Consider the following 23,315-nt stretch of genomic DNA (forward strand, 5'->3'; position numbering starts at 1 on the left):
ACGACCTTCCACACTAATCAAAAACTGCTCTTATACCTGGGTATTTTTTTTCTTCAAAACTTTTTTTGTTATCTATTTCAATTCCAATAAAATAGTTTGCGTCTCGTCTAGATTCTTTAACAAAACGCTCTTCCATTTTCTGACTAAAACTTTTCATCCCTAAAACTTTAGTTGAAGTAAGGTTATCGTTAGACCATGTTTTATATGCTTGATGTAAATTACTAACTTTTTCAGAACTGTTTTTATCAACTTTGCAACAATCTTCTATAAATTGTCCTAACGTATCCATCTCATTACGATATTTCTGTACTGCCTCTTTAAGTTTCTCTGGCATAGCCAATCCTTCTTGCATCCACATGTAGGCACCTTCAGCCATCCAGTTCAATATTGCCGGTGCTTCTCTTAATAATTTATATTTAAGATCTTTATCGACTTTTTCTTCAGGTATTTGAACATCGAACGGGATTAATACTAAGCGTCTCCAAATACCATCATCAGTACCACGAATGATAGGTTTATGGTTTGTAGACACCCATATTTTAAATTTCGGTGTATATTCAAATTCTTCAGCATACAAGAAACGTGCAGTGACTTTATCTCCACCAGTCAACTGTTTTATTAATCCTTCATCAAAACGAAAACCCTCATTTGGTTCAGAACTGGTCACAAATCTCGCTTTACTTAAACGTGCAATGTCGGTATTAACATTGTCGTTTTTCTTAACCATCAATGATTTAGCTTGCATGTTATTGGAATAATCCCCAAGTATTTCCGAAATCACTTCAACAAAAATACTTTTACCATTACGACCTTTACCAAATAGAATGAACATAATTTGTTCTCTTGTACTACCAGTAAGCGAATAACCTAATGCTTTTTGAATGTAGCGAATTACTTTTTGATCACCTGCAAAAATATCGTTTAAGAAGTCTAACCATACTGCAGGTTGCATTTTTTCTGTGTAATCAGTATTGGTTATCTGAGAAAACATTTTATTGATATCGTGTTTATAAAGTTCTCTTGAAGTTAAATCAATATAACCATTCGCAACATTTATAAGCATGTCATCTCTATCAAAGTCATCAGGGGTAGCTGGTCGTCGATGCATGAGTTCATTCATAATATTTTTCTTCGCTTGAGTACCGCGTGTCTTTTTGTAGTATTTTTGGAAGAACTCTCTCGCTTCTTCTTCTGTAACATCATCACCATGAATTATTTTTTCATCTTTGATACTTTCAATCATTTCATCGATTAATTTACGAATTGAACCTTTATCATCAATTTTCCATTTCATACCATCATAAATATAAAATTTATTGGCAATGTAACTATATTTGTAAAGATTGCCGTATCTATCTATAAATCGGTCTGCGTTGCCTGTGTCGTCGTAACTTCTAATTGGGAAATCTTTTGTTTCTTCTTGATTATCGAATAGTTTGCTTAATGCATATCTAAGTGGGTTATCTTCTGTTTGTTGTTTGGGGGTATAAATATTGTTAGCTTCATTAATTGCTTTGAATAAAGTTTGTTCACCATATGTGGAATTCTTACGTTTTTCATCCCACTTATCACGATACAAATTAGATTGTCTAAAAATACTATCCATTTGCGAATAATCTCTTGCACACCAAAAGGCTAGTATATTCGCTAATGCCATATCAGCCTCAGAATGAGATGTGTAGTAAGGTTCGTAGTTACCCTTCATTAAGTCATCAAATAGTTTAGCTTGTTTTGATTTATATATTTCATTGATAACATCGATTTCAGAAAGATTATGGATATTCTGTTGATAATTATTTGTTGTAGGATATTTCACAGTGTTATCTGGTAAATATTTTTCATAAATTGTTTTAAAGACTTGTTCAGACACTTCTGTAACATCTTTATATTTACCAATCGTTTTACCAGTCATTGTGAAGAAACGACCACTATCGTACATTTCTATATTACCTTTACGTCTACGACTGCCGGGGATTTTACCTTTTACAATAATGTGTAATCCATTACCACTTGGGCTTACTTCTGTATAACTTTTAAATGCTTCGTTAAATTCACTAACAATATTGTCTAACTTATCCCCTTCTTTAAATCTGTGGAGATCATCATCAATATCATCAATATCAATGCCAAGGTATGGGGGTTCAAAGAAGAACCCTATACCATCGACACCTTCTGCATTAACTGCAGTTTCATAACTAGACCAAGTACGTTTGTCGTTTGATTTAGCAAACTCACCTGTTTCAGCATTAAAAGGAATTTTTGTACGTTTGCCATTTCGTTTTTCAAACTTCCACACGCACCAGTTATTTAGTTGTTTTAATTCATCTGGAATATTAGAAAGGTAAGTCGTCATCATTGATGTCTTCACCACCCGCAAATGCATTATTGCTACTTGGTTTATCGTCATCTGATTTCCATTCATGATTCATTTGTGGGAATTTAGTACGTTTAAAATTCCATGGTGCAACACGATTGACGATTTGTTTTTCGCCTTTATATTCATTTTCTTCTTGTTTCACAAATACTCTAACTGGCTTACCTCTGAACATTTCAAGTAACTGTTCAATACTTTCAATTGCTGTACCTTCTGGAACACCTACACCATTTAAGTAGTGCATGAAGTTATCCATTTTATATTTATATTGTCCGTCAATTGTGCGTTTCCATTCATCGACGAAAATTACTCTGTTAGCGAATTTAGCTTGATGTTCTGATGTTTTCTTTAAATCGTTTCTAACAACTAATTGTAATTGTGTTTCTTCTTTTCCATTCTTCGTTGCTCTTTCTGTTGCACTCTTGATAACAACTTCGTATTCTCCTTCTGGTAGGGGTGAAAAGTCATTGCTTTCTAAATTTGAATAATCTGTAGTAAATAATGTCATAGTAAAAATCTCCTTTAATAATTGTATTTTTGTTTGATTGTTTTTAAATCTGCATATAACACCGGAAACGGTGCGTTTTTATAATAAGGATTATTAAATTTAATCCATGATTCTTTGTAATTGTTCGCTTTAGCAAACAAGTAGTAGTCTTCAAGTGTTTCTAAATCTTCCTTATTTTTTTTACGTTTGTCGTATTGCATTAATGTATAATCAACTTTGAAAGGTTTGATATCTGTGAGCTCTGCGTCGTAATTTTCCAGACCTTTCTTTTCTTCTGTTTCATTAATATGACCACAATTAGGGCACTCATACAGTTCAGAAGAATAGACTGTAAAACATTTTTTACATGTTTTTAGTCCTATATCATCGTTTTCTTTACGTTTACGCTTCTTAAATCCTTTAAAATATTTCTTCCAATCATGCGGCGTGTCAGGTAAGCCGTGCCTTGCATAGTTACCTACATGGTCAATAATAAGTGCTTTCTTATTAGGTTGATAACGCATTGAACGCATAGCTTGTTGCATGAAAAGCACTAATGAATCAGTTGGCCTAGCTAAGATGACACATGTACAATCAGGTACATCAAACCCCTCTGAAATGAGATCAACATTACATAGAACTTTAATAGCGCCTTTTTTAAAATCTTCCATAATTTGAGTTCGTTCTGAGATGTTTGTTTTTGCGTCTGCATGTGCAGCATTTATACCGTTTAATTTAAATTGCTCTGCGATATCTTTACTAGCCTCAACACTGTGGGCGTAAAGTATGGTCTTTTGTCCGTTAGCGTGCTTTAGATAGTTTTCTACGATATCTCCATATATGCCTTTTGGTATCGCATTGTCGATTGATTTTTTAGTGAAGTCACCTGTGCTAGACTTTTTTAATTTACTTTCATCTGCCAATACCACACTTTTATAATCGTAGTCTGCTAAACGCTTATTTTTGATTAACCATTCAACTGATGGACCTTTCACCATTTCATCGTATATATCTGTAAATCCTTTACTATTAGCACGCCATGGAGTTGCAGTGAAACCAACCCGTAAAGCGTTAGGAAAATAATCATAAATGTCTTTATACGTTTTCGCTCTACTATGATGTGTTTCATCAGTTACAATAATTTTAGGCGGTGTAAGTTTGTGCATAATATTTTTAGCACGTTTTTCGGAAAGAATATCAACTTGCGATAAATCAACGTCGTGTTTAGTTAGTGTGTTTTTTATCTGATGACTTAATTCTTTTCGGTGTACGATAAAAAGAATGTGATTTCCTTTATTAACTGCATTTTTAACAACTTCAGCAATCATGACTGATTTGCCACTTCCGGGTGGGCTTTGTATGAGTACACCTGATTTATTTAACAGGATGTGTCTAGCCTGATCTACTAGCTTTTCTTGATAGTCGTAAAGTTTAAACGTTGTCATCCACATCACCGACTTTAAATAAATCTTCCTGCAAGCAATGTTCTCTGTTGTCTAATTGATTTTTTGCGAATACGTTATTACTTGGGGCTAGTATGAAACCTCGTTTACCGGATTTCTCATTAAATACTAGTCGTGCTACAACTTGGCAAAGACCTGCTACGTTATCGCGAATAGTTTTACGTATATCTGGTACAGCTTGCGTAATTTGTTGACCTGCAGGCGTGTAGTTTTCAAAGTTGGTTTCCCAAGCAAGAAATACTAAACGTTTTTTTAAACTTTGTAGGAAACGCAAACTGTCAATTGTAAAGAAATCCACACGTTGGTAATGACTCATTTCTGGTACACGTTCATTTTTACCATTACGCCCTAAGTTTGCTAACATGGATCTAAACAACTCTGAAATATTGTCGATAGCTATAGTGTCGTATTGATTAACGATTTCTTTATTATCTGCCAACCACTTCATTAATTCGCTCCACTCTTTCCATGCTTCGTGGGTATTAAATTCTAAGATGTCGATGTTCTCATTACCTTTTAATGGTCGTTCTGATTTGTCCACATTGATATATAGTGTTTTACCAGGAAGAAAATTCAAAGTGTGTGTTTTACCTGTGCCTGGTTTTGCATAAATTAAATATGTCGATTTGTCTGTGTTAATTTCAGTAGCGTTTGAAATATTAAATGTCATACTCAACCTCCTCATATTCAGTTGTTTCAGTTACAGTTTTCTTTATTGCAGTATGTTTTGTCATGTCTATTACTGAATTATCTAAACCATCAAATGGCTTGGCATCTCGTCTGTTAGTTGAATATTTAATATCTGGAAAATTTTCGCTAGGTCGATTAGTGATATATATGTCATCTTCAACATCGTTACGTTTAATGAGATAAGTCACTGTCTCTTTCATCTATCAAACACTCTCCTTTTAAGATTTCATATGCTCTTTTGTACATTTCTTTTTGTTCTTTATACATATTGATTTCTGATTGCATAATTCGTTTCTGATGTTCTAATTCTTCGTCACGTTCAGCTAGTTGTAATTTGAGTTGAAATTCGTTTTGCCATGCAATTTTGAGTAAGTTTAGTAAATGTTTTTCTGAGTTACTCATAGTTGACTACCTCCGTTTATTTTGATTTAATAAACGTAGTTCTTTCGGAAAATACGTTTATTTTTTTGACTGTTTGCTAATTGCCGTTAGCATTCAGTCTTTTTTATTTGAAAAAATTCATATTCGAAAAATACAAATGCTGCGATACTAATTAACATTGCGAGACCTAATGCAGTTGTGAAATAGACACCTGCAAATGTGAGTGCTAGTGATAGTACAATCCATGATAGTAATGCGATTAAGAATGATTTGTTCATTGGTAGACCTCCTTTATAAATTATTTATTTGTTATAATCCTTTTATCTAATGTGAAAGGATGGTGAGAAAATATGGACAAGTATTTAATTAGCTATGATCTTCATGCACCACGCAAAGACTATGAAAATTTATGGCATTTACTTAATTCGTTTAGAGATGCTATTCACATTCAAGATTCTGTTTGGTTGATAAAATCTCCAAAATCAAGTAAAGATATTAGTAATGTTTTAAGTAAAATTTTTGATAGCGATGATTCATTTTTAATTTGCAAAATAGAATCAAATCTATCTGGTGCTATCGAAGATGAAGCCGCATTAAAAGTTAAAAAACTTTATCAAGACTAGTAATTTTTCTTTTTTTAGGTTTATACGTTACGTGTTTGTAATTATAAAAACCTTTACTAGCATTCCTAACTTCCTCAACCAAAAGTGCTGTTAGGAGTGCTATTTTAATGAGTTGTAGTTTGCTCATTTTTTATCTCCCCTTTCCGTGTATTTCTTCAAAATGTTCTTCGATGAATTTATTCATCTTTCTAGCGTTGAATCTCCAACGGTTTAAACTCTCATCCGGATAATGTGCGATACCTTGTTTTTTAAGTAATTTCTCAAACTTCGGATTGAATAATAATCTGTCTTTAATAGTGTCGTCAGATGACATTTTCAATTTGCGTTTTAATTCTTTTAAGTCCCAAACTGGATCTAGTGAGTAATTTATTAACTCATCGTATTCATCTTTAGCGACAAGCACGTGTGTGTCTGGTATTGGTACAGACACGGTTAAAGTTTGCGTCATCTTAGGTGCTCCTTTCGTGTATAATGTTGTTATCCCTTTATGAAGGGAGGTGTTGCATATGTCTAAGGATCATATGACCATCGAGACATCTTGTCCTAATTGTGGTAAACGCATGAAAATTATGACCAAGAAGAAACACAATAAATGTCCAAGATGTAAACTCGATTTTGTTAGAAAGTAGTCTCGAATGGTATACCTTCATCAATTAATTCATCAATCGTATTTTTAGATTTTTCTAATTCTCTAATAGCTTTGTTTATTTTTAATTTTTTAATTTCTAAATCTTTTCCGTTAATGTTTAATTGATGAATAAGTTTAGGTCTTTTTCTATCAAGCACCTTTTTAGTAACTATTACAGTAATTGCTATTAAGAGTGCTTTTTTAATTGGTTTTAAATCTTGCATTCCATTCACTCCTTTAAATTGTTTGTTCGATTGTTCGGTATAATCACCGTTGGAGGTGATAAATATGGATAACATCAGAAATGGGTCTGAATTTGTTTTAAAGCACATGTATAAAATTTACTTAGATAGACTTGAAGAAGGCGAATCTTCGAGTCAATCAAAATATTTTGGTAGTTGCGAAGAACTACAACAAAAGTATTTTATTGGTCACACTTACAATCAATTACATGATTGTATTAATGAGTTAAGTTTTAATAATTACTTGAACGTTACATATGGTAGTAACGTTCCGTGCGCTATAATTCTAGAGAATAGTTCTATTGCTTATTTCGAAAAAGAATACTCAAAAAAGGCTAAATCATTAATTAAAGATTTGAATAATTTAAGACAGTTATTAGGTTTTTAATCGCGAATGCCTACCACCTTCCAATCATCTGCTAACAAGTCTTCCGCCATTGGTTGCCACATTGGTGTGAAGACTTTTTTACGCGGAATAGTCACAATATAACCAAATGTATTAGTTGGTATAAGTTCAACTGAACTTCCAGGTTCTATATCACTATCGAACTGAGAAGAACGATAAATTGATTTTCCATTTTCCATAGCTAACTTTGTTGCCTCTTGTATGTTCATAACTAACCTCCTTTAAGTTGTTTGTGGTTCCCGTTTCATTTTTGAGACGTTGTGATTAAAAAAATAATCATCCATGCTAATATCCAAAACATCACATATAGCACTAGCTTCATCAATAGTAAAATTACTTTTGTTTTTATTTATCTTTTGACTGAAGCGTGCAGGGTTCATACCAATCATATTAGCTACGTCTTTATGAGAATATTCACTCTCATCAATGAAATTCCTTAAACCTTGATATCTCTTTTTGTTCATGTTGTAATCACCTCTTTCGTCTCATTTATGAGATTACACTAATTACTATACAGGTCAGTTATTTCGATGTCAACAAATAAATTTCATTTTTGAGAAATTAATTTGTAAAATGTGTTGCAAATATGAGAAAAAACTTATATAATAAGTTTGTAAAACACAAACAAGGAGTAAAAAATATGACTAATTTCTCAGACAACCTAAGTAAATTAAGAAAATCCCACAACTTATCATTAAAAGAATTGAGCGATAGACTTAATACAAAATATGAAGTTAAATTTTCGAAAGCATCAATAGACAGATGGGAAAAAGGTATTACTAGCCCTTCGATGGAACATGCTAGTGCCTTGTCAGATTACTTTAATGTATCTTTAGATGAGTTAAGTGGAAGAAAAGAAATAAAAATTGAACAACCACAAACATTAGCAGCTCATTTAGAGGGCGAATTAAAACAAGAAGATGTGGATTATATAATGAGTCTAATTGATAGATTTAAAAACGAAGATAAATAAAGGGATTGGTTTTATTGTCACGTTACGAACAATTACTTGCTGAGAATGAACACATTAAAATAAAAGATACACATTCGCTACCTGACGGTTACAGTGGTTTTTATAAGGATGGAATAATTCTTATTGATAAAAACCTATCCGAAACACGTAAAGCCGAAGTCTTATACGAAGAACTTGCACATCACAAACTTACATACGGTAACATCTTAGACCAATCTAAATGGATTAACCGCAAATTCGAAAACTACGCTAAACGTCACGGATACGAGGCTGCACTGCCCTTGCGTATCATTGTTGAGGCGCACAACTACGGTGTAAGTAACTTATACGAACTAGCGCAATATGTTCAGTTAAGTGAAGAACACGTATTAGAAGTATTGGAACATTACAAACAAAAGCATGGTATTGGAATTCACTACGGCGATTATGCAATCACGTTTGAGCCATTGAAAGTGTATAAATACAATAAAATTAATTAAAGGAGTTTTAATATGAAATTTAAATTATTAGGAACGGCAATATTATCATCAGCATTAGTATTAACAGCATGTGGTCAAAGTGAGGACCATTCTAAAAAAGACGATGACAAGAAATCTGAAAACAAATCAGATAAGAAGTCTAATGATCCAAAGAAGAATAAAGATAAAAATAACAACAAAGAAAAAGACCAATCAAGTGAAGATAATCAACAAAATGAACAGTCTAATGCTCAAAATAATTCTCAGAACAATTCAAATCAGAATAACCAACAAGCTCAACAGTCTCAACAACAACCTGCTCAAAACCAACAAGCAAATGCACAACAAAACAGTGGTGATCTAAATCAAGAACAGATGGAAGCTAATGCCAAAGTTGCTAAACAAAACGGTTATACTGGTGAAGCTAATGGAGATATGGGTGGTGTCCCAACTTCTAATGAATCGTTAAGTGAACGAGAGATTCAAAATGAAATTAATCAAAAAGCAAATACTGAAGAAGGTGAAGAAGTGATAAGAAGGTTAGGACAACAAGGAATTAAAGTCGAAGATCCTTCTAAAGCTCAAAGTTACGAAGTTAATGAACAATAATTTTAGTTTCTTTTGTATTATTAACCGTCTTACTGGCACTTTAATATAAATTTATAAAGGAGAAATATAATGAAAATAATTAATTATCAAGTTAAACTGAGAAAAATTTTTTATACCGTTAGAACTAACAGAGGTAATGTTTTTAGAAAGTCACGTCCTAAAAAAGAAAGTATCATGAAAACACGCAGAAAATTACAAAAATACGCCCGTGAAATTGATAAAAAAAGAAAGTAACTCCAAAGGAATTGTTATTTATGAAAGAAACACATGAAGTTTGATAATTGTATTTTTAGTGGCACTTATTCTTAAACATTAAACTTGAATAGTTGCTGATTTCCTGGTAATATAATTATAGATTAATCCTTGAAAAAGAGGACTTTATATTATATTAACCCTTGGAAGAGAGGGCTCGCAGGAAGTGCACTTGTACTTCCTGTTTTTTTTTTTATGCAATTCTCGGGTAGTCCAACTACCCTTATTATTTTTTACCTTTTTTGAGGAGGGATAACATGCAAACACGATGTTATGACGGTAAAAAATGGCAATACGAATTTAAGTATGAAGGTAAACGGTATAGACAAAAAGGTTTTCGAACAAAAAGAGAAGCTAATTCTGCCGGATTAGATAAGTTAAATGAGTTAAAGCAAGGCATTGATTACGAACCTAATTTAACCCTGCATGACTATTTTAAAACGTGGTGTGAAACGTTTAAGAAATCGACTGTAACACCTAAAACATATAAGTCTTACGCTGCTGCTATAGAGCATATCAACAACCACCCTATTGGCAAGAAAAAGCTGAAAGATTTATCCAGGTATCACTATCAAGATTTTATTAATGAATTTTCAAAAAATCATTCTAAAGAGTCTATAAGAAAATTAAATGGCTATATAAGAACATCATTAGACGATGCAGTATACGAAGGGCTTATTGCAAAGAACCCTACCTTCAAGGTTAATTATAGGGCTAATAACCCTAATAAAAGTGAAGATAGTAAGTATATCAATCTAAAAGATTATGAAGTGTTAAAACAGCATTTGATGACTAAAGACAACGCATCATCACTCGTACTATTCATCATGATTTGTACTGGTTGTCGTATAAGTGGCGCTTTAAATCTAAAGCGTGAATATATCAATCAAATTAAAAGCGAAATATATATTGATGAACATAAAACTGATTCATCTCCACGTTATGTGTCTATTAGTCAAAAGGATATGAATTATATCATTAAATCTATTGATCAATTACCTAGAACAATTGACGGTACTATCTTTGGTGAACTAACAAACAATGCAGTTAACAAACGTTTAAAAAAATATTGTAACAATCTAGGTATCAAAGAAATCACTTCACATGCTTTACGTCATACTCACTGTTCATATTTATTAGCCAAAGGCATTTCTATATATTACATTTCGAAAAGACTAGGACACAAAAATATATCAGTTACTACTGAATTTTATTCACATTTACTTGAAGAAACATACAAAGAAGAAGATGCAAAAGCAACACAAATAATAAGTGCAATGTGATTTTTAGGGACCCATTAGGGACCCGAAAGCCCATGAAACCCGTCGTTATAAGGTTTATAGTATCCCTCCCAGGACGCTAATAAGAGTTGTAATCTATTACGATTACAACTCTTTTTTTATATGCAAACAAATTAACAGTTAGGCAATATTGAATGCCTAACTGTTTTCTAATTTAAATTCAATTGTATCTATCACTTTATCTTCACGATTTCTAAAATTCAAAGTACATTTTAATGTCGTATCATCAATGAGAAGTTCCGCATAGGTTTCTTCGACATTACTTCTTGATTGTGAAATACTTCCCGGATTAATAACATGCACGTTTGCAATATTTTCATATTTAGCGACATGTGTATGTCCATAAAATGCTAATTGCGCACCAACTGTCTTAGCTTTTTCAGCTAATTTCATTCTTGTTTGGTTGACCCCGTACAAATGGCCATGTGTATAAAATGCATGAACATCATGATGTGTAATAAATTGCTCCTCTGGAAATTCTGGATAAAAATCACAATTTCCTTTAACTCGATGATATAAGCTCAATTCTGTATCATCATATTGAAATTCAGAATCACCAAGATGAAGGAATACATCTGCATCTTGATGTTGATCATACACTTGGTACAGGATACCTGTTTCATTATGATTATCACTCACTATAATCCATTTACTCATTATTCTCACCTGCTAAAAATTGTTGTAACTGTTTTATAGCATGACCTCGATGGCTAATTTTAGCTTTTTCAGAATCTGATAATTGTGCCATCGTTTTATTTAAAGAAGGTACATAAAAAATGGGATCATATCCAAATCCATTATCTCCGATTGGTTCTGTAGTTATTTCGCCTGTTACTGTCCCTTTAAATTGGGTCGTCTCACCATTAGGTGCACTCATACTAATCACACACACAAATTGTGCATTTCTATCAGAGATATTTTCCATATTTTTTAATAATTTATTAATATTGTCTTGGTCATTTTTATCTAATCCTGCATATCTTGCAGAATAGACACCTGGTTCACCATTTAATGCTTGGACTTCTAAACCACTATCATCAGCAATGACTTGTTTATTTAAAGCTTTAGCCGCTGCAACAGATTTTAATTTAGCATTTTCTTCAAATGTCGTTCCTGTCTCTTCTACATCAAAATCTTTAATCAATTCACTAATACCTATGACATTATGGTTAGGAAATATAGCTTTAAAATCATTGATCTTACCTTTATTATTAGATGCTATTACAATATCTTCCATTAACAATTCCTCCATTTAACCTACTGAGATACGCTCTACTTTAGTATCCATACCTAGCCATTCTTTAATAATATTTTCAATATGTGTTGTATCTCCAGTTGCAAAGAAACGATGTGGCGGATGTTGTGTATAACTTGCATGTTCGTTACTAAATGTTAATAATGCACTGACTTCTCTAGCTGTTTCCAATCCTGAAGAAATAACTGTTTTTTTACCACCAAAATAATCATTGATAGGTTGATATAACAATGGATAGTGCGTACAACCTAAAATAACTGTATCAGCTTCGCTATTACGCCATTGTTTCAAGGTTTGATGTATGACAATACTTGTAATTGTCGGATCATTATATCTCATTTGCTCAACTAAAGGTACAAAGCCTGGACAAGCAATACCATATACCTCTACGTTAGGATTAATTCGCTTAATATGCTTTCTATAAGCTTCTGATTTTATCGTTCCTTCTGTGCCTAAAATTAAAACATTTTGATTCTTAGTCGTCATAATAGCTGTTCGAGCACCGGGTTCAATGACACCGATTACTGGTATAGGTAATATGTTCTGTAAATGTTCTAATGCTACTGCAGTAGCTGTATTACAAGCTATCACGAGCATTTTAATATCGAATTCGACAAGTTTCTGTGCTATTTCAGTTGTGAATTGTTTAACTTCTTCACCTGATCTAGGTCCATATGGACATCTTCCAATATCACCTAAATAATAAATGGTTTCATTAGGAAGTTGTCTCATTATCTCTTTAGCTACTGTTAAACCACCCACACCTGAATCTATTACTCCAATTGGTCTATTCATAGTCTTACATCCTTATTTTATAGTTAAACTTTATTTTATCATATGCATACTTAAGTGTTGATTAATTCGAACGAAATCACTAATGCTATTTTATCAATCAATACACAAAAAAGCGGCACTCCTATGTGGAGTACCGCTAACAATTCAATATTAGTCAACTTTGTGATCAGAGCCGAAGAATGATTTAAACATATGGAATGATGTTTCTCTGTTCATTGCTGCAATAGATGTAGTCAATGGAATACCTTTTGGACAAGCATTCACACAGTTTTGTGAATTACCACATTGTTGTAATCCACCTGCACCCATTAAAGCATCTAAACGTTCATCTTTAGTCATAGCACCTGTTGGATGTAAGTCGAATAAACGTACTTGAGAGATGGCTTGCGCACCAACGAAATCATTTTTTTGAGTGACGTTAGGACAAACTTCTAAACAAACACCACAAGTCATACATTTAGATAATTCATAAGCTGTTTGACGTTTTTTCTCAGGCATACGAGGACCTGGACCTAAATCATACGTACCATCAATTGGAATCCAAGCTTTCATACGTTTCAAGTTGTCAAACATTCTTGAACGATCAACTTGTAAGTCACGAATAACTGGGAACGTACTCATTGGTTCTAAACGTATAGGTTGTTCTAATTGATCAACGATAGCAGAACATGATTGTCTTGCACGGCCATTAATCACCATTGAACAAGCACCACATACTTCTTCTAAACAGTTCATATCCCAAGTTACAGGCGTTGTCTTTTCACCTTTACTATTAACTGGGTTACGTCTAATTTCCATTAAACATGCGATAACATTTAAATTTTCTTTGTAAGGAACTTCAAATGTTTCTTCATATGGTTTAGATTCGCTATCATCTTGACGTTTAATAATCAATTTAACCGTTTTTTGTTTAGGTTGATTATTTTGTTCTTCTGTTGGTTGATTACCTTGAGTTTCTGGAGTGTCTTTTACTGATTGTTCAGCCATTATTTTTTACCTCCTTTAGACTTACTAGTGTAATCACGTTTACGTGGTGGAATTAAGCTAATATCAACTGGTTCATAAGTGAATTTAGGCGCTTCAGTTCTACCTTGGTAGTGAGCCATAGTTGTTTTTAACCATTCTTCGTCATTACGTTCTGGGAATTCTGGTTTGTAGTGTGCACCACGCGATTCGTTACGGTTATAAGCTCCGATAGTGATTACACGTGCTAGTACAAGCATATTCCATAATTGACGTGTGAAGAATACGGCTTGGTTACTCCAAGTTTGTGTATCTTCCATATCAATATCTTCGTAACGCTTCATCAATTCTTGAATTTTCTTATCTGTTTCTAACAATTTATCATTTTCACGCACAACAGTTACGTTTGCTGTCATGATTTCACCTAATTCACGGTGAAGTTTATAAGCATTTTCGCTACCGCGCATGTTTAATAATTTATCGAAACGTTCTTGTTCTTCTTTAACACGTGCTTCATAGATACTATCATCTAGATCAGTGTATGAAGTTTCGATTTCATCAAGATATTTAATTGCATTTGGACCTGCAACTGTACCACCATAAATAGCAGATAATAATGAGTTAGCACCAAGTCTATTACCACCATGTTGTGAGAAGTCACATTCCCCTGCTGCAAATAAACCTTTAATATTTGTCATTTGATCATAATCTACATATAATCCACCCATTGAGTAGTGTACTGCTGGGAAGATTTTCATTGGTACTTTACGTGGATCGTCACCAGTGAATTTTTCATAAATCTCGATAATTCCACCAAGTTTAACATCTAACTCATGTGGATCTTTATGTGATAAATCAAGGTAAACCATGTTTTCACCGTTGATACCTAATTTTTGGTTAATACATACATCGAAGATTTCACGTGTCGCGATGTCACGAGGTACTAAGTTACCATAGTCAGGATATTTCTCTTCTAAGAAGTACCAAGGTTTACCATCTTTATATGTCCAAATTCGTCCACCTTCACCACGTGCTGATTCACTCATTAGACGTAGTTTATCATCACCAGGAATAGCAGTAGGATGAATTTGAATGAATTCACCATTAGCATAAATAGCACCTTGTTGATAAACGATTGATGCTGCTGAACCTGTGTTAATCATTGAGTTAGTTGTTTTACCAAAGATAATACCAGGACCACCAGTAGCCATAATTACAGCATCTGATCCAAATGATTGAATTTCAGAAGTCGTCATATTTTGTGCAACAATACCTCTAGCAGTATTGTCGTCATCTTTGACTATACCTAAGAATTCCCAACCTTCGTATTTCGTTACTAATCCATCTACTTCATAAGCACGAACTTGTTCATCCAATGCATATAGTAATTGTTGACCTGTTGTTGCTCCGGCAAATGCTGTTCTGTGATATAACGTACCACCAAAACGTCTGAAGTCAAGTAAGCCTTCATTCGTTCTACTAAACATTACACCCATACGATCTAATAAATGAATAATATTAGGCGCAGCTTCAGCCATTGCTTTTACAGGTGGTTGGTTAGCTAAGAAGTCCCCACCATAAACAGTATCATCAAAGTGAATCCAAGGTGAGTCACCTTCACCTTTAGTATTTACCGCACCATTAATACCACCTTGGGCACAAACTGAATGCGAACGTTTTACAGGTACTAATGAGAATAAATCTACATGTGCACCTTTTTCTGCTGCTTTAATTGTTGACATCAGACCGGCAAGCCCTCCACCGACAACAATAATTTTTTTCTCTGCCATAGAAATGTCACTCCCCTGAAATATTAAAACTAAGACTAGTTAATGTGTATTCTTTACATAAATGCAATGACAGCTGAAACGCCGATATAAGAAATGATTAAAAATACAATTAACGATACCCATGTGAAGACACGTTGTGATTTTTTAGATTGTAAAATACCCCATGTTACTAAGAATGACCATAATCCGTTAGAAAAGTGGAATACAACTGCAATAACACAAACAATGTAGAAAATAGCCCACAATGGATTATGTAACGTTTCGTGCATCATATTATAATCAACTGCTTTACCGAAGAATGCCTTTTGTAGACGTGTTTGCCATAAGTGCATTGCGATAAAGATAAAGGCTAAAATACCACTTATTCTTTGGAAGAAGAACATCCAGTTTCTGAATAAAGAGTAATGTCCAACATTCTCTTTTGCTGTGAATGCAATGTGTAATCCAAATAAACCATGATATAACAGCGGAATATAGATTAATACAAATTCAACTACCAATAAGAATGGTAATGATTCCATAAAACCTGATGCTTTGTTAAAAGCTTCCGCCCCTTGTGTTGCTTGATGATTGACCAATAAGTGAACAATTAAGAATGCACCGATTGGGATAATACCTAATAACGAGTGAATTCGTCTTAGATAGAATTCATTTTTTGATTGAGCCAAAAGGAGTCCCCCCTGTAAACATTTAATTAATTGACTAAAATTAAAAAGTTGTATGTAAACTGCCGTAAAAAACCATATAAAATACTAGCTTCTTTTACTTCTTTATTTGGTACTCGTCTCCATTGATTAACTTTAGATACTTTGGAAGCATCCTAATCAAAGTTAAAAAGAAAACAAGTATGGCATAAAAAAGAAAAGGGCTAGTCATGTTATAGATTTCATATAATGATGTCGTAGAATGTCTGTACTATAGCAATTCATGTAACCCTACATGATTGATAACAATTCTCAATTAGAAAACGCTTCCAAACAACTTTAAAAAAATAGCCTTTTGTTAACTATATTGTAACATTATTTAAAGCATTTTTGGACATGAGAATAATTCTCATGTCCAAAAATTGAAATTTTATTTGTTTTGAAGTGCGTGTTGTAAGTTTTTTGCAACATTTTCCGGAAGTCCAGATTTTTTTAAATCTTCTAATGATGCCTCTTTCATTTTCTTAATCGAGCCAAATGTTCTTAATAATTTCGTTTTCCGTTTCGCTCCGATACCATCGATATCATCAAGCACGGATTTAAGTCCTGTCTTCTGTCTCGTCTGCCTATGGAATGTAATGGCAAATCGATGCACTTCATCTTGAATGCGGTGAAGTAAATAGAAGGCTTGACTATTTTTCTTTAAAGGTACGATTTCTGCACTTGCACCATATAACAACTCGGACGTTTGGTGCTTATCGTTTTTTTGTAATCCAGCCACTGGTATATCTAAGCCTAGTTCATTTTCAAGTACATCCATAACGCCGTTCATATGTCCTTTACCTCCATCGACAATGATGAGATCAGGTAAAGGTGTACCTTCATTTAGTACACGAGTATATCGGCGTCGAACAACTTCTCTCATTGATTTATAGTCATCAGGACCTTCAACTGTTTTAATTTTATATTTACGATAGCCCTTTTTATCTGGTTTACCATCAACAAAAGTTACCATCGCAGATACAGGATCCACACCTTGTATATTGGAATTATCGAATGCTTCGATTCTAATAGGTGTTTGGATCCCCATTCTTTCACCAAGTTCTTCAATTGCTTTGATCGTTCTAGATTCATCTCTAGCAATCAATTCAAACTTATTATTGAGCGAAACTTCTGCATTATGATTTGCCAAATCAATCATTTCTTTTTTCGCACCACGAGAAGGTTGTACAATTTTCGTATCAACAACCGATTGAATAATGTCTTTATCTAAGTGTTTCGGCACATGTACTTCTTTCGGTAATATATGTTGGTTTAAACTATAAAATTGACCGATAAAGGTATAAAACTCTTCTTCTTCAGTTTGTTGAATTGGAATCATCGTAGTATCTCTTTTAATCATATTCCCTTGTCTAATGAAAAAGACTTGAATGCACATCCAACCTTTCGACACGCTATAACCAAAGACATCACGAATCGTATTATCTGTTGACATAATTTTTTGCTTTTTAGTGAGATTATGAATATGTTGGATTAAATCACGGTACTCTTTTGCACGTTCGAAATCGAGAGACTCACTCGCTTTTTCCATACGTTCTTGTAAATGGTTTAATATTGTTTTGTCCTCACCATGTAAGAAATCACTAATTTCTTTTGTCATTTGTGCATATTTATCTAAATCGATATCATACACACACGGGCCCATACATTGACCAATATGATAATAAAGACATAATTTATCTGGCATTTTATCACATTTTCTAAATGGATATATACGATCTAATAATTTTTTTGTTTCTTGTGCGGAATAAGCATTAGGATATGGACCAAAATATTTGCCAGTCCCTTTTTTAACGGTTCTAGTTACAATTAATCTTGGATGTTTTTCTTTAGTAATCTTGATAAAAGGATAACTTTTATCATCTTTTAATAAAATATTATAACGTGGCTGGTATTGTTTAATTAAGTTTAATTCTAAAAGTAAGGATTCTGTTTCACTTGATGTCACTATAAACTCGAAATTACGAATTTCACTTACTAAGCGAGTTGTTTTAGCATCATGCGCACCCGTAAAATAAGAACGTAATCGATTACGTAGTTTTTTAGCTTTACCAACATAAATCACTTGATCATTACGATCTTTCATCAAATAGCACCCTGGCTCTAATGGCACTACATTTAGTTTTGTTTTAATTTTTTCTTGATACGTCTCCATCTACGTCCTCCTCTCTTCGAAAATTTTTATTAGCCAAACATGCTCTTATCCATTCTTAATGGGCACGTTAATATATACATAGACAAAACAAAGCTGGAGCATTTATGAAAATGCCCCAGTCTCAGGTTCTATATTCTTATAGATGTTTGTCTAATACTTCTGCTAAGTTTTCTTTAGGTTGGAAACCTACTACTTTATCAACTGGTTGTCCGTCTTTAAATACGATTAATGTTGGAATACTCATTACTTCATATTTAGCAGCAGTTGATGGGTTTTCATCTACATCTAATTTTAAGATATCTGCTTTACCTTCATAGTCCCCTGCTAATTCTTCTAAAACTGGAGCGATCATTTTACATGGTCCACACCAAGTAGCCCAGAAATCTACTAATTTAACACCAGATTCAATTTTACTATCAAAATCAGAATCAGTTACTTTTACGATTGCCATAATTGCCAATCCTCCTTAATTTTTAAATGATGAGCAAATTATAACAGAATTTATAAGGTAATGCATTGCAATCTGCTTATGCTCGTTTAAAAAATCAAATTTTTAAAGCCATTTGTAGAAGTGTCCTCAAATAGAAACATCATCATTTAAGCATATTTCTAAGACGATTATCTATTTTAGGGATGCAACGGTAACGCCAAATCCACCTTCACTTGGCATACCACCTCTAAATGTCTTCACGCTTTTATGTCTTTTTAGATGTTGTTGCACACCTTTTTGTAATGCTCCTGTACCCTTACCATGAATAATATAAACTTGTTCAAAATTACTTAAAACAGCTTGATCTAAATATTGATCTAATTCAATTAAAGCATCTTCATAGCGATATCCTCTTAAATCAAGTTCAGTTTTAACTGTCTGTCTGTTAGATCTTGTAACCATTTTAGTTGGTTTTTCTTTTTTCTTTTTCATTTTTTCTAAATCTTCAATTGGTAATTTCATTTTCAATATTCCCATTTGAACAACTGCTTCTTCTTCTCCAACTAATTCTAGCACTTCACCTTTTTGACCATATGATAATACTTTAACTTCATCACCAGCTTGGATTTTATCGTATTTTTGTTTTTGAACATTTTGTTTGATTGATTTCGCTTCATATTGATCATCAAGTTGCTTTTTCTTATCAATAAGTTCATGTTCTTTAACATCCGCGCCTTTTTGATCTCTAAGTTCTCTTAATTCTTTAAGAATAGCATCTGCCTCTTTTGTAGCAGATTTGACACGTTGATTTGCTTTTTCTTTCGCTTCATCCATCAATGATTTCTCATAATTTTGATATTGTTGATATTGTTTTGCTAACTCATCATGTGTCGCCTGTGCTTCTTTAACTAATCTATCTAATTCAATACGTTGTTCATCCACACGTTTTGAATTTTTCTCTAATGATTCAATCATATTATTAATTTCTTGTTCATCTGTACCAATCATTGTTTTAGCTTTATTAATAATATTAAGGCTCAAGCCCAATTTTTTTGAAATATCAAATGCATTAGATCGCCCTGGAACACCCATTAATAACTTATATGTTGGACTTAACGTTTCCACATCGAATTCAACACTTGCATTCATCACACCTTCACGGTTATAACTATATGCTTTTAGTTCGGGATAATGGGTAGTTGCCATCACGAGTGCACCTAGATTCCTTACATGATCTAATATACTCATAGCAAGCGCAGCACCTTCACTCGGATCTGTTCCAGCACCTAATTCATCAAATAGTATCAAGCTATTTTTATCTGCTTCTTTTAAGATTTCTACAATATTTTTCATATGAGATGAAAATGTTGATAGTGATTGCTCAATAGATTGTTCATCACCAATATCACAATATACATTCTCAAAGACACTGAGCTGGCTACCATCTAATGTTGGAATAAGCATGCCTGATTGAGCCATAACAATAATAAGGCCTAATGTTTTTAATGTGACAGTTTTACCACCTGTGTTAGGTCCTGTGATAATCACTGTTTCTATATCATCTACAAACTCAATTGTATTTGCTACAACCGTATTATGATCTAATAAAGGATGATATGCATTAGGTAAATAAACTGTTCTTTCTTTATGAAATGTAGGCTTCGTACCTTTGATCGCACGGGCATATCTTGCTTTTGCAATTAAAAAGTCAAGATGTCCCATTATCGATTCAGCTAATAATAATGCATCTGATTCTACAGCGACTTGCGAAGTCAACTCAGCTAATATACGTTCACGTTCAACTGCCTCATCATTACGCAAGCGACTAATTTGATTATTCATTTCAACTACAGATGATGGTTCTATATACAATGTTTGACCTGAGGCAGATTGGTCATGAACAATACCATTAAAATCTTGTCTATATTCCGCTTTTACTGGAATGACGTTTCTATCATTTCGAACAGTTACAATCGCATCTGATAATTTCTTTTGGTTAGCCTGACTTTTAACCACTCGATCTAAATTCTGTCTAATTCGTTGATTTGTACTTGATATTTTACTTCGAATACTTTGTAACTCGTAACTAGCATGGTCGTATAAATCATGGGCGTCACATTTATCATTAATGTCCTTAAATAAATCCGTTAAAATTGGTAACTGTGCCATTTGACTATCTAAGATAGGGTATTTAACTTCTTCATCTTCTTCTAATAATTGATTATAAAATGTCTTAAACTGATTTTGAACTTGAATTAAGCGTTTAATCGCATTTAATTCGGTCACATTTAACACACCACCAATAGTTGAACGGTGAATGTACTGTGCTACTTTAGATAGGCCACTTAAACTTGGCAATCGATGTTTATTATAAATTTGTGATATTTCATCTGTTTCATTAATTTGAAATTCTACAGTTTCAAAATCTGTTGCTGGAGACATTTCTGCGACTTTTTCACGTCCTAAATCACTAATAGCTTCGTTAGCTACAAATGATTTTATTTTATCAAATTCTAAGACGTCTAATGTTTTTTGTCTCATGCAATCCCTCTATTTCTTCAATTTTTTATTGTCTTTAATAAATGATTTAAATGCTTCTCTAGACATCGTATTAATCACACGATCTTTAGTTACAAATCCTTTTTGAGCAGTAGCAACACCATATTTCATAAATTCTAAATGATCAACATGATGCGCATCCGTATTAATAGTTAACTTTACATTTGGATATTGGCGTACGGTTTGTGCATTTAGGTCTAAACGTTTAGGATTTGCATTGATTTCTAATATGGTATTTGTTTCTTCAGCTAATTGCGCTAACTTTTCTATATTAGGTTCATAACCGGGACGACGTCCAATAATGCGACCTGTTGGGTGAGCAATATGACGCACATATGGATTACGACAAGCATTTTCTAAACGTTGCATAATTTCCGCTTCTGATTGATTAAAACTTTGATGAATGGCTGCAATAACATAATCTAGTTGTGCCAATATCTCATCATCATAATCTAAAGAACCATCCGGTAATATATCCATTTCAATGCCAGAGTATATATCAATCTCATCATATTCTTTATTTAATTGCTTAATTTCTTCATTTTGGCGAAGTAAGCGTTCAACTTGTAGACCATTGGCTACTCTTAAACTTTGTGAATGATCTGTAATAACCATGAATTCATAACCTTTAGCAATATTAGCCTCAACCATATCTCTAATAGAAAATGCACCATCACTATAAGTAGTATGCATGTGAAGATCACCTTTAATATCGTCGAGTTGTATAATCTGACTTAAATCTTTATCAAATTCACTGCCATCTTCACGCATTGAAGGTTCAATCCACGATACACCGAAATGTTCATAAATCTCCGCCTCGCTATTGAATTGAAGTAATTCTCCATTGGCTTTTTCAATGCCATACTCACTCACTTTTTCTTCTTGTGCTTTTGCTAATTGTCTAATTCGAATGTTATGATCTTTTGAACCTGTGAAATGTTGTAATGTGTGATAAAAAGCTGCAGGTTCAATTAATCTAAAATCAACACCAATCGTTTCATCGTCGTACTCTAATTCTACAGATACTTTGGTTGACCCAACTGCAACATCCTTTACCTTATTAGGGATTTCCAATAATTGTTGTTGAACTTTTTCAGGGTTATTTGTACTTATAATAAAATCCAAATCTTTACTTTGTTCTTTATATCTTCTAAAGCTACCTGCCGAAGCATATTGATCTATGTCATCTAGCTGACTAATATAATCAATAATTTGATGATTAAGTCCTCTCATTTGATCAATAGGATAATTTTCTTTCTTAGCTCCTAACGCTTTGACTGCTTCTAAGATATTTTGTTCAGTTTTTTTCGCAAAACCGCTTAATTCACTGACTTTTCCTGCTTCACAAGCCTCTTGTAATGACGTTTTGTCAGTGATATTTAATTCTTTATATAATTTAGCAATTTTCTTACTACCTAAACCTTGTATTTTCAATAATGGTACCAATCCTTCTGGGACTTCTTTTTGTAAGTCTTCTAAAGCTGTAGACTGACCATTTTGTCTATATTCATTAATCACATCGCCTACACCTTTACCGATACCTTTAAGTTCTGTTACATCTTCTATTTCATCTAACGGTCTTTCGTCTACTTCTAAACTTTGTGCTGCCTTACGATATGCTGATACTTTAAAGGCATTCTCTCCTTTTAATTCCATATAGGTAGCAATCTTTTCTAGTAATTGAATCACATCTTTTTTAGTCATATACATCTCTCCATAAAAAGAAGACCAGGACATTTCTCATTTTTCAAATTGTCTGTCCTGACCTCAATATCAT

At 33.2% G+C, this 23,315-nt stretch carries 28 protein-coding genes; 7 read left to right on the top strand and 21 right to left on the bottom strand.

Annotated features, from left to right (window positions below; translation table 11 throughout):
• Positions 1-13 precede the first annotated feature (13 nt).
• From JX000_RS08085 to JX000_RS08115, 7 genes are all read right to left on the bottom strand, one after another.
• A complete protein-coding gene (locus tag JX000_RS08085) occupies positions 14-2,356 on the bottom strand; it encodes a phage/plasmid primase, P4 family (RefSeq protein ID WP_206140614.1) in 2,343 nt (780 codons plus the stop codon).
• Positions 2,334-2,882 carry a DUF669 domain-containing protein gene (locus JX000_RS08090; RefSeq protein ID WP_126403241.1) on the bottom strand — a complete coding sequence of 183 codons (549 nt, stop codon included), beginning with the start codon at positions 2,880-2,882 and terminating at the stop codon, positions 2,334-2,336. The genes JX000_RS08085 and JX000_RS08090 overlap by 23 nt, the downstream gene beginning before the upstream one ends.
• 14 nt (positions 2,883-2,896) lie before the next feature.
• On the bottom strand, positions 2,897-4,306 hold the full coding sequence (locus tag JX000_RS08095) for a DEAD/DEAH box helicase (protein WP_206140615.1): 1,410 nt from the start codon (positions 4,304-4,306) through the stop codon (positions 2,897-2,899).
• Positions 4,293-4,994, bottom strand: a complete 702-nt coding sequence (locus JX000_RS08100) for an AAA family ATPase (protein ID WP_206140616.1) — start codon at positions 4,992-4,994, stop codon at positions 4,293-4,295. The genes JX000_RS08095 and JX000_RS08100 overlap by 14 nt, the downstream gene beginning before the upstream one ends.
• Entirely contained in the window at positions 4,984-5,214 is a 231-nt protein-coding gene (locus JX000_RS08105; protein ID WP_206140617.1) for a DUF2483 family protein, read from the bottom strand. The genes JX000_RS08100 and JX000_RS08105 overlap by 11 nt, the downstream gene beginning before the upstream one ends.
• Positions 5,186-5,416, bottom strand: a complete 231-nt coding sequence (locus JX000_RS08110; RefSeq protein ID WP_206140618.1) for a hypothetical protein — start codon at positions 5,414-5,416, stop codon at positions 5,186-5,188. The genes JX000_RS08105 and JX000_RS08110 overlap by 29 nt, the downstream gene beginning before the upstream one ends.
• Before the next feature lie 86 nt (positions 5,417-5,502).
• Positions 5,503-5,673 carry a DUF1270 family protein gene (locus JX000_RS08115; protein ID WP_206140619.1) on the bottom strand — a complete coding sequence of 57 codons (171 nt, stop codon included), beginning with the start codon at positions 5,671-5,673 and terminating at the stop codon, positions 5,503-5,505.
• A gap of 72 nt (positions 5,674-5,745) precedes the next feature.
• Here JX000_RS08115 and JX000_RS08120 point away from each other — a divergent pair, with 72 nt between their 5' ends.
• Entirely contained in the window at positions 5,746-6,018 is a 273-nt protein-coding gene (locus JX000_RS08120; RefSeq protein WP_145506069.1) for a hypothetical protein, read from the top strand.
• Positions 6,019-6,148: 130 nt separating this feature from the next.
• On the opposite strand, the gene JX000_RS08125 is transcribed toward JX000_RS08120, so the two are convergent.
• On the bottom strand, positions 6,149-6,466 hold the full coding sequence (locus tag JX000_RS08125; protein ID WP_015365164.1) for a DUF771 domain-containing protein: 318 nt from the start codon (positions 6,464-6,466) through the stop codon (positions 6,149-6,151).
• Positions 6,467-6,636: 170 nt separating this feature from the next.
• Entirely contained in the window at positions 6,637-6,870 is a 234-nt protein-coding gene (locus JX000_RS08130) for a hypothetical protein (protein WP_206140620.1), read from the bottom strand.
• A 64-nt stretch (positions 6,871-6,934) separates the two neighbouring features.
• On the opposite strand from JX000_RS08130, the gene JX000_RS08135 reads away from it, so the two are divergent.
• A complete protein-coding gene (locus tag JX000_RS08135; protein WP_206140621.1) occupies positions 6,935-7,276 on the top strand; it encodes a hypothetical protein in 342 nt (113 codons plus the stop codon).
• Here the strand turns inward: JX000_RS08135 and JX000_RS08140 are convergent.
• The gene (locus tag JX000_RS08140) at positions 7,273-7,503 is read right to left on the bottom strand and encodes a Thoeris anti-defense Tad2 family protein (RefSeq protein ID WP_206140622.1); all 231 of its coding nucleotides are present in this window, start codon (positions 7,501-7,503) and stop codon (positions 7,273-7,275) included. The two genes, JX000_RS08135 and JX000_RS08140, sit on opposite strands and share 4 nt — an antisense overlap.
• 12 nt (positions 7,504-7,515) lie before the next feature.
• Positions 7,516-7,758 carry a helix-turn-helix domain-containing protein gene (locus tag JX000_RS08145; RefSeq protein WP_050969674.1) on the bottom strand — a complete coding sequence of 81 codons (243 nt, stop codon included), beginning with the start codon at positions 7,756-7,758 and terminating at the stop codon, positions 7,516-7,518.
• Between the two features lie 176 nt (positions 7,759-7,934).
• Here JX000_RS08145 and JX000_RS08150 point away from each other — a divergent pair, with 176 nt between their 5' ends.
• The 5 genes from JX000_RS08150 to JX000_RS08170 all read left to right on the top strand — a co-directional run bounded on the left by JX000_RS08150 (position 7,935) and on the right by JX000_RS08170 (position 10,869).
• On the top strand, positions 7,935-8,267 hold the full coding sequence (locus JX000_RS08150) for a helix-turn-helix domain-containing protein (protein ID WP_206140623.1): 333 nt from the start codon (positions 7,935-7,937) through the stop codon (positions 8,265-8,267).
• Between the two features lie 14 nt (positions 8,268-8,281).
• A complete protein-coding gene (locus JX000_RS08155) occupies positions 8,282-8,746 on the top strand; it encodes an ImmA/IrrE family metallo-endopeptidase (protein WP_206140624.1) in 465 nt (154 codons plus the stop codon).
• A gap of 12 nt (positions 8,747-8,758) precedes the next feature.
• Positions 8,759-9,334 carry a hypothetical protein gene (locus JX000_RS08160; protein ID WP_241004979.1) on the top strand — a complete coding sequence of 192 codons (576 nt, stop codon included), beginning with the start codon at positions 8,759-8,761 and terminating at the stop codon, positions 9,332-9,334.
• Positions 9,335-9,403: 69 nt separating this feature from the next.
• Complete coding sequence (locus JX000_RS08165; RefSeq protein WP_193390820.1) at positions 9,404-9,568, top strand: hypothetical protein; 165 nt, start codon at positions 9,404-9,406, stop codon at positions 9,566-9,568.
• Positions 9,569-9,843: 275 nt separating this feature from the next.
• On the top strand, positions 9,844-10,869 hold the full coding sequence (locus tag JX000_RS08170) for a tyrosine-type recombinase/integrase (protein WP_206140625.1): 1,026 nt from the start codon (positions 9,844-9,846) through the stop codon (positions 10,867-10,869).
• Between the two features lie 156 nt (positions 10,870-11,025).
• Here JX000_RS08170 and JX000_RS08175 read toward each other — a convergent pair whose 3' ends face one another.
• The 10 genes from JX000_RS08175 to polX form a co-directional block, all read right to left on the bottom strand.
• Entirely contained in the window at positions 11,026-11,544 is a 519-nt protein-coding gene (locus tag JX000_RS08175; protein ID WP_049423865.1) for a YfcE family phosphodiesterase, read from the bottom strand.
• A complete protein-coding gene (locus JX000_RS08180; RefSeq protein WP_002450641.1) occupies positions 11,537-12,124 on the bottom strand; it encodes an XTP/dITP diphosphatase in 588 nt (195 codons plus the stop codon). The genes JX000_RS08175 and JX000_RS08180 overlap by 8 nt, the downstream gene beginning before the upstream one ends.
• A 15-nt stretch (positions 12,125-12,139) precedes the next feature.
• The gene (gene racE, locus JX000_RS08185; protein WP_002450642.1) at positions 12,140-12,937 is read right to left on the bottom strand and encodes a glutamate racemase; all 798 of its coding nucleotides are present in this window, start codon (positions 12,935-12,937) and stop codon (positions 12,140-12,142) included.
• A gap of 150 nt (positions 12,938-13,087) precedes the next feature.
• Complete coding sequence (gene sdhB / locus JX000_RS08190) at positions 13,088-13,924, bottom strand: succinate dehydrogenase iron-sulfur subunit (protein WP_002450643.1); 837 nt, start codon at positions 13,922-13,924, stop codon at positions 13,088-13,090.
• On the bottom strand, positions 13,924-15,690 hold the full coding sequence (gene sdhA / locus JX000_RS08195; RefSeq protein ID WP_002450644.1) for a succinate dehydrogenase flavoprotein subunit: 1,767 nt from the start codon (positions 15,688-15,690) through the stop codon (positions 13,924-13,926). The genes sdhB and sdhA overlap by 1 nt, the downstream gene beginning before the upstream one ends.
• Before the next feature lie 53 nt (positions 15,691-15,743).
• Positions 15,744-16,358: a succinate dehydrogenase cytochrome b558 subunit gene (locus JX000_RS08200; protein ID WP_002450645.1), complete on the bottom strand. Its 615-nt coding sequence runs from the start codon at positions 16,356-16,358 to the stop codon at positions 15,744-15,746.
• 406 nt (positions 16,359-16,764) lie between these two features.
• Complete coding sequence (gene uvrC, locus JX000_RS08205) at positions 16,765-18,549, bottom strand: excinuclease ABC subunit UvrC (RefSeq protein WP_107535863.1); 1,785 nt, start codon at positions 18,547-18,549, stop codon at positions 16,765-16,767.
• A gap of 136 nt (positions 18,550-18,685) precedes the next feature.
• Positions 18,686-19,000, bottom strand: a complete 315-nt coding sequence (trxA, locus tag JX000_RS08210) for a thioredoxin (RefSeq protein ID WP_002450647.1) — start codon at positions 18,998-19,000, stop codon at positions 18,686-18,688.
• 171 nt (positions 19,001-19,171) lie between these two features.
• Complete coding sequence (locus tag JX000_RS08215) at positions 19,172-21,520, bottom strand: endonuclease MutS2 (RefSeq protein WP_002450648.1); 2,349 nt, start codon at positions 21,518-21,520, stop codon at positions 19,172-19,174.
• A gap of 9 nt (positions 21,521-21,529) precedes the next feature.
• A complete protein-coding gene (gene polX, locus JX000_RS08220) occupies positions 21,530-23,242 on the bottom strand; it encodes a DNA polymerase/3'-5' exonuclease PolX (protein ID WP_075778531.1) in 1,713 nt (570 codons plus the stop codon).
• Between the last annotated feature and the right edge of the window lie 73 nt (positions 23,243-23,315).

Origin of the sequence: Staphylococcus sp. SB1-57 (genome assembly GCF_017086425.1) — a bacterium.
GTDB lineage: Bacteria > Bacillota > Bacilli > Staphylococcales > Staphylococcaceae > Staphylococcus > Staphylococcus warneri_A.

Coding starts and splice junctions, on each gene's coding strand:
- JX000_RS08085 (WP_206140614.1), bottom strand. CDS start 2,356: ATGATGACGACTTACCTTTCTAATATTCCAGATGAATTAAAACAACTA.
- JX000_RS08090 (WP_126403241.1), bottom strand. CDS start 2,882: ATGACATTATTTACTACAGATTATTCAAATTTAGAAAGCAATGACTTT.
- JX000_RS08095 (WP_206140615.1), bottom strand. CDS start 4,306: ATGACAACGTTTAAACTTTACGACTATCAAGAAAAGCTAGTAGATCAG.
- JX000_RS08100 (WP_206140616.1), bottom strand. CDS start 4,994: ATGACATTTAATATTTCAAACGCTACTGAAATTAACACAGACAAATCG.
- JX000_RS08105 (WP_206140617.1), bottom strand. CDS start 5,214: ATGAAAGAGACAGTGACTTATCTCATTAAACGTAACGATGTTGAAGAT.
- JX000_RS08110 (WP_206140618.1), bottom strand. CDS start 5,416: ATGAGTAACTCAGAAAAACATTTACTAAACTTACTCAAAATTGCATGG.
- JX000_RS08115 (WP_206140619.1), bottom strand. CDS start 5,673: ATGAACAAATCATTCTTAATCGCATTACTATCATGGATTGTACTATCA.
- JX000_RS08120 (WP_145506069.1), top strand. CDS start 5,746: ATGGACAAGTATTTAATTAGCTATGATCTTCATGCACCACGCAAAGAC.
- JX000_RS08125 (WP_015365164.1), bottom strand. CDS start 6,466: ATGACGCAAACTTTAACCGTGTCTGTACCAATACCAGACACACACGTG.
- JX000_RS08130 (WP_206140620.1), bottom strand. CDS start 6,870: ATGCAAGATTTAAAACCAATTAAAAAAGCACTCTTAATAGCAATTACT.
- JX000_RS08135 (WP_206140621.1), top strand. CDS start 6,935: ATGGATAACATCAGAAATGGGTCTGAATTTGTTTTAAAGCACATGTAT.
- JX000_RS08140 (WP_206140622.1), bottom strand. CDS start 7,503: ATGAACATACAAGAGGCAACAAAGTTAGCTATGGAAAATGGAAAATCA.
- JX000_RS08145 (WP_050969674.1), bottom strand. CDS start 7,758: ATGAACAAAAAGAGATATCAAGGTTTAAGGAATTTCATTGATGAGAGT.
- JX000_RS08150 (WP_206140623.1), top strand. CDS start 7,935: ATGACTAATTTCTCAGACAACCTAAGTAAATTAAGAAAATCCCACAAC.
- JX000_RS08160 (WP_241004979.1), top strand. CDS start 8,759: ATGAAATTTAAATTATTAGGAACGGCAATATTATCATCAGCATTAGTA.
- JX000_RS08165 (WP_193390820.1), top strand. CDS start 9,404: ATGAAAATAATTAATTATCAAGTTAAACTGAGAAAAATTTTTTATACC.
- JX000_RS08170 (WP_206140625.1), top strand. CDS start 9,844: ATGCAAACACGATGTTATGACGGTAAAAAATGGCAATACGAATTTAAG.
- JX000_RS08175 (WP_049423865.1), bottom strand. CDS start 11,544: ATGAGTAAATGGATTATAGTGAGTGATAATCATAATGAAACAGGTATC.
- JX000_RS08180 (WP_002450641.1), bottom strand. CDS start 12,124: ATGGAAGATATTGTAATAGCATCTAATAATAAAGGTAAGATCAATGAT.
- racE (WP_002450642.1), bottom strand. CDS start 12,937: ATGAATAGACCAATTGGAGTAATAGATTCAGGTGTGGGTGGTTTAACA.
- sdhB (WP_002450643.1), bottom strand. CDS start 13,924: ATGGCTGAACAATCAGTAAAAGACACTCCAGAAACTCAAGGTAATCAA.
- sdhA (WP_002450644.1), bottom strand. CDS start 15,690: ATGGCAGAGAAAAAAATTATTGTTGTCGGTGGAGGGCTTGCCGGTCTG.
- uvrC (WP_107535863.1), bottom strand. CDS start 18,549: ATGGAGACGTATCAAGAAAAAATTAAAACAAAACTAAATGTAGTGCCA.
- trxA (WP_002450647.1), bottom strand. CDS start 19,000: ATGGCAATCGTAAAAGTAACTGATTCTGATTTTGATAGTAAAATTGAA.
- JX000_RS08215 (WP_002450648.1), bottom strand. CDS start 21,520: ATGAGACAAAAAACATTAGACGTCTTAGAATTTGATAAAATAAAATCA.
- polX (WP_075778531.1), bottom strand. CDS start 23,242: ATGACTAAAAAAGATGTGATTCAATTACTAGAAAAGATTGCTACCTAT.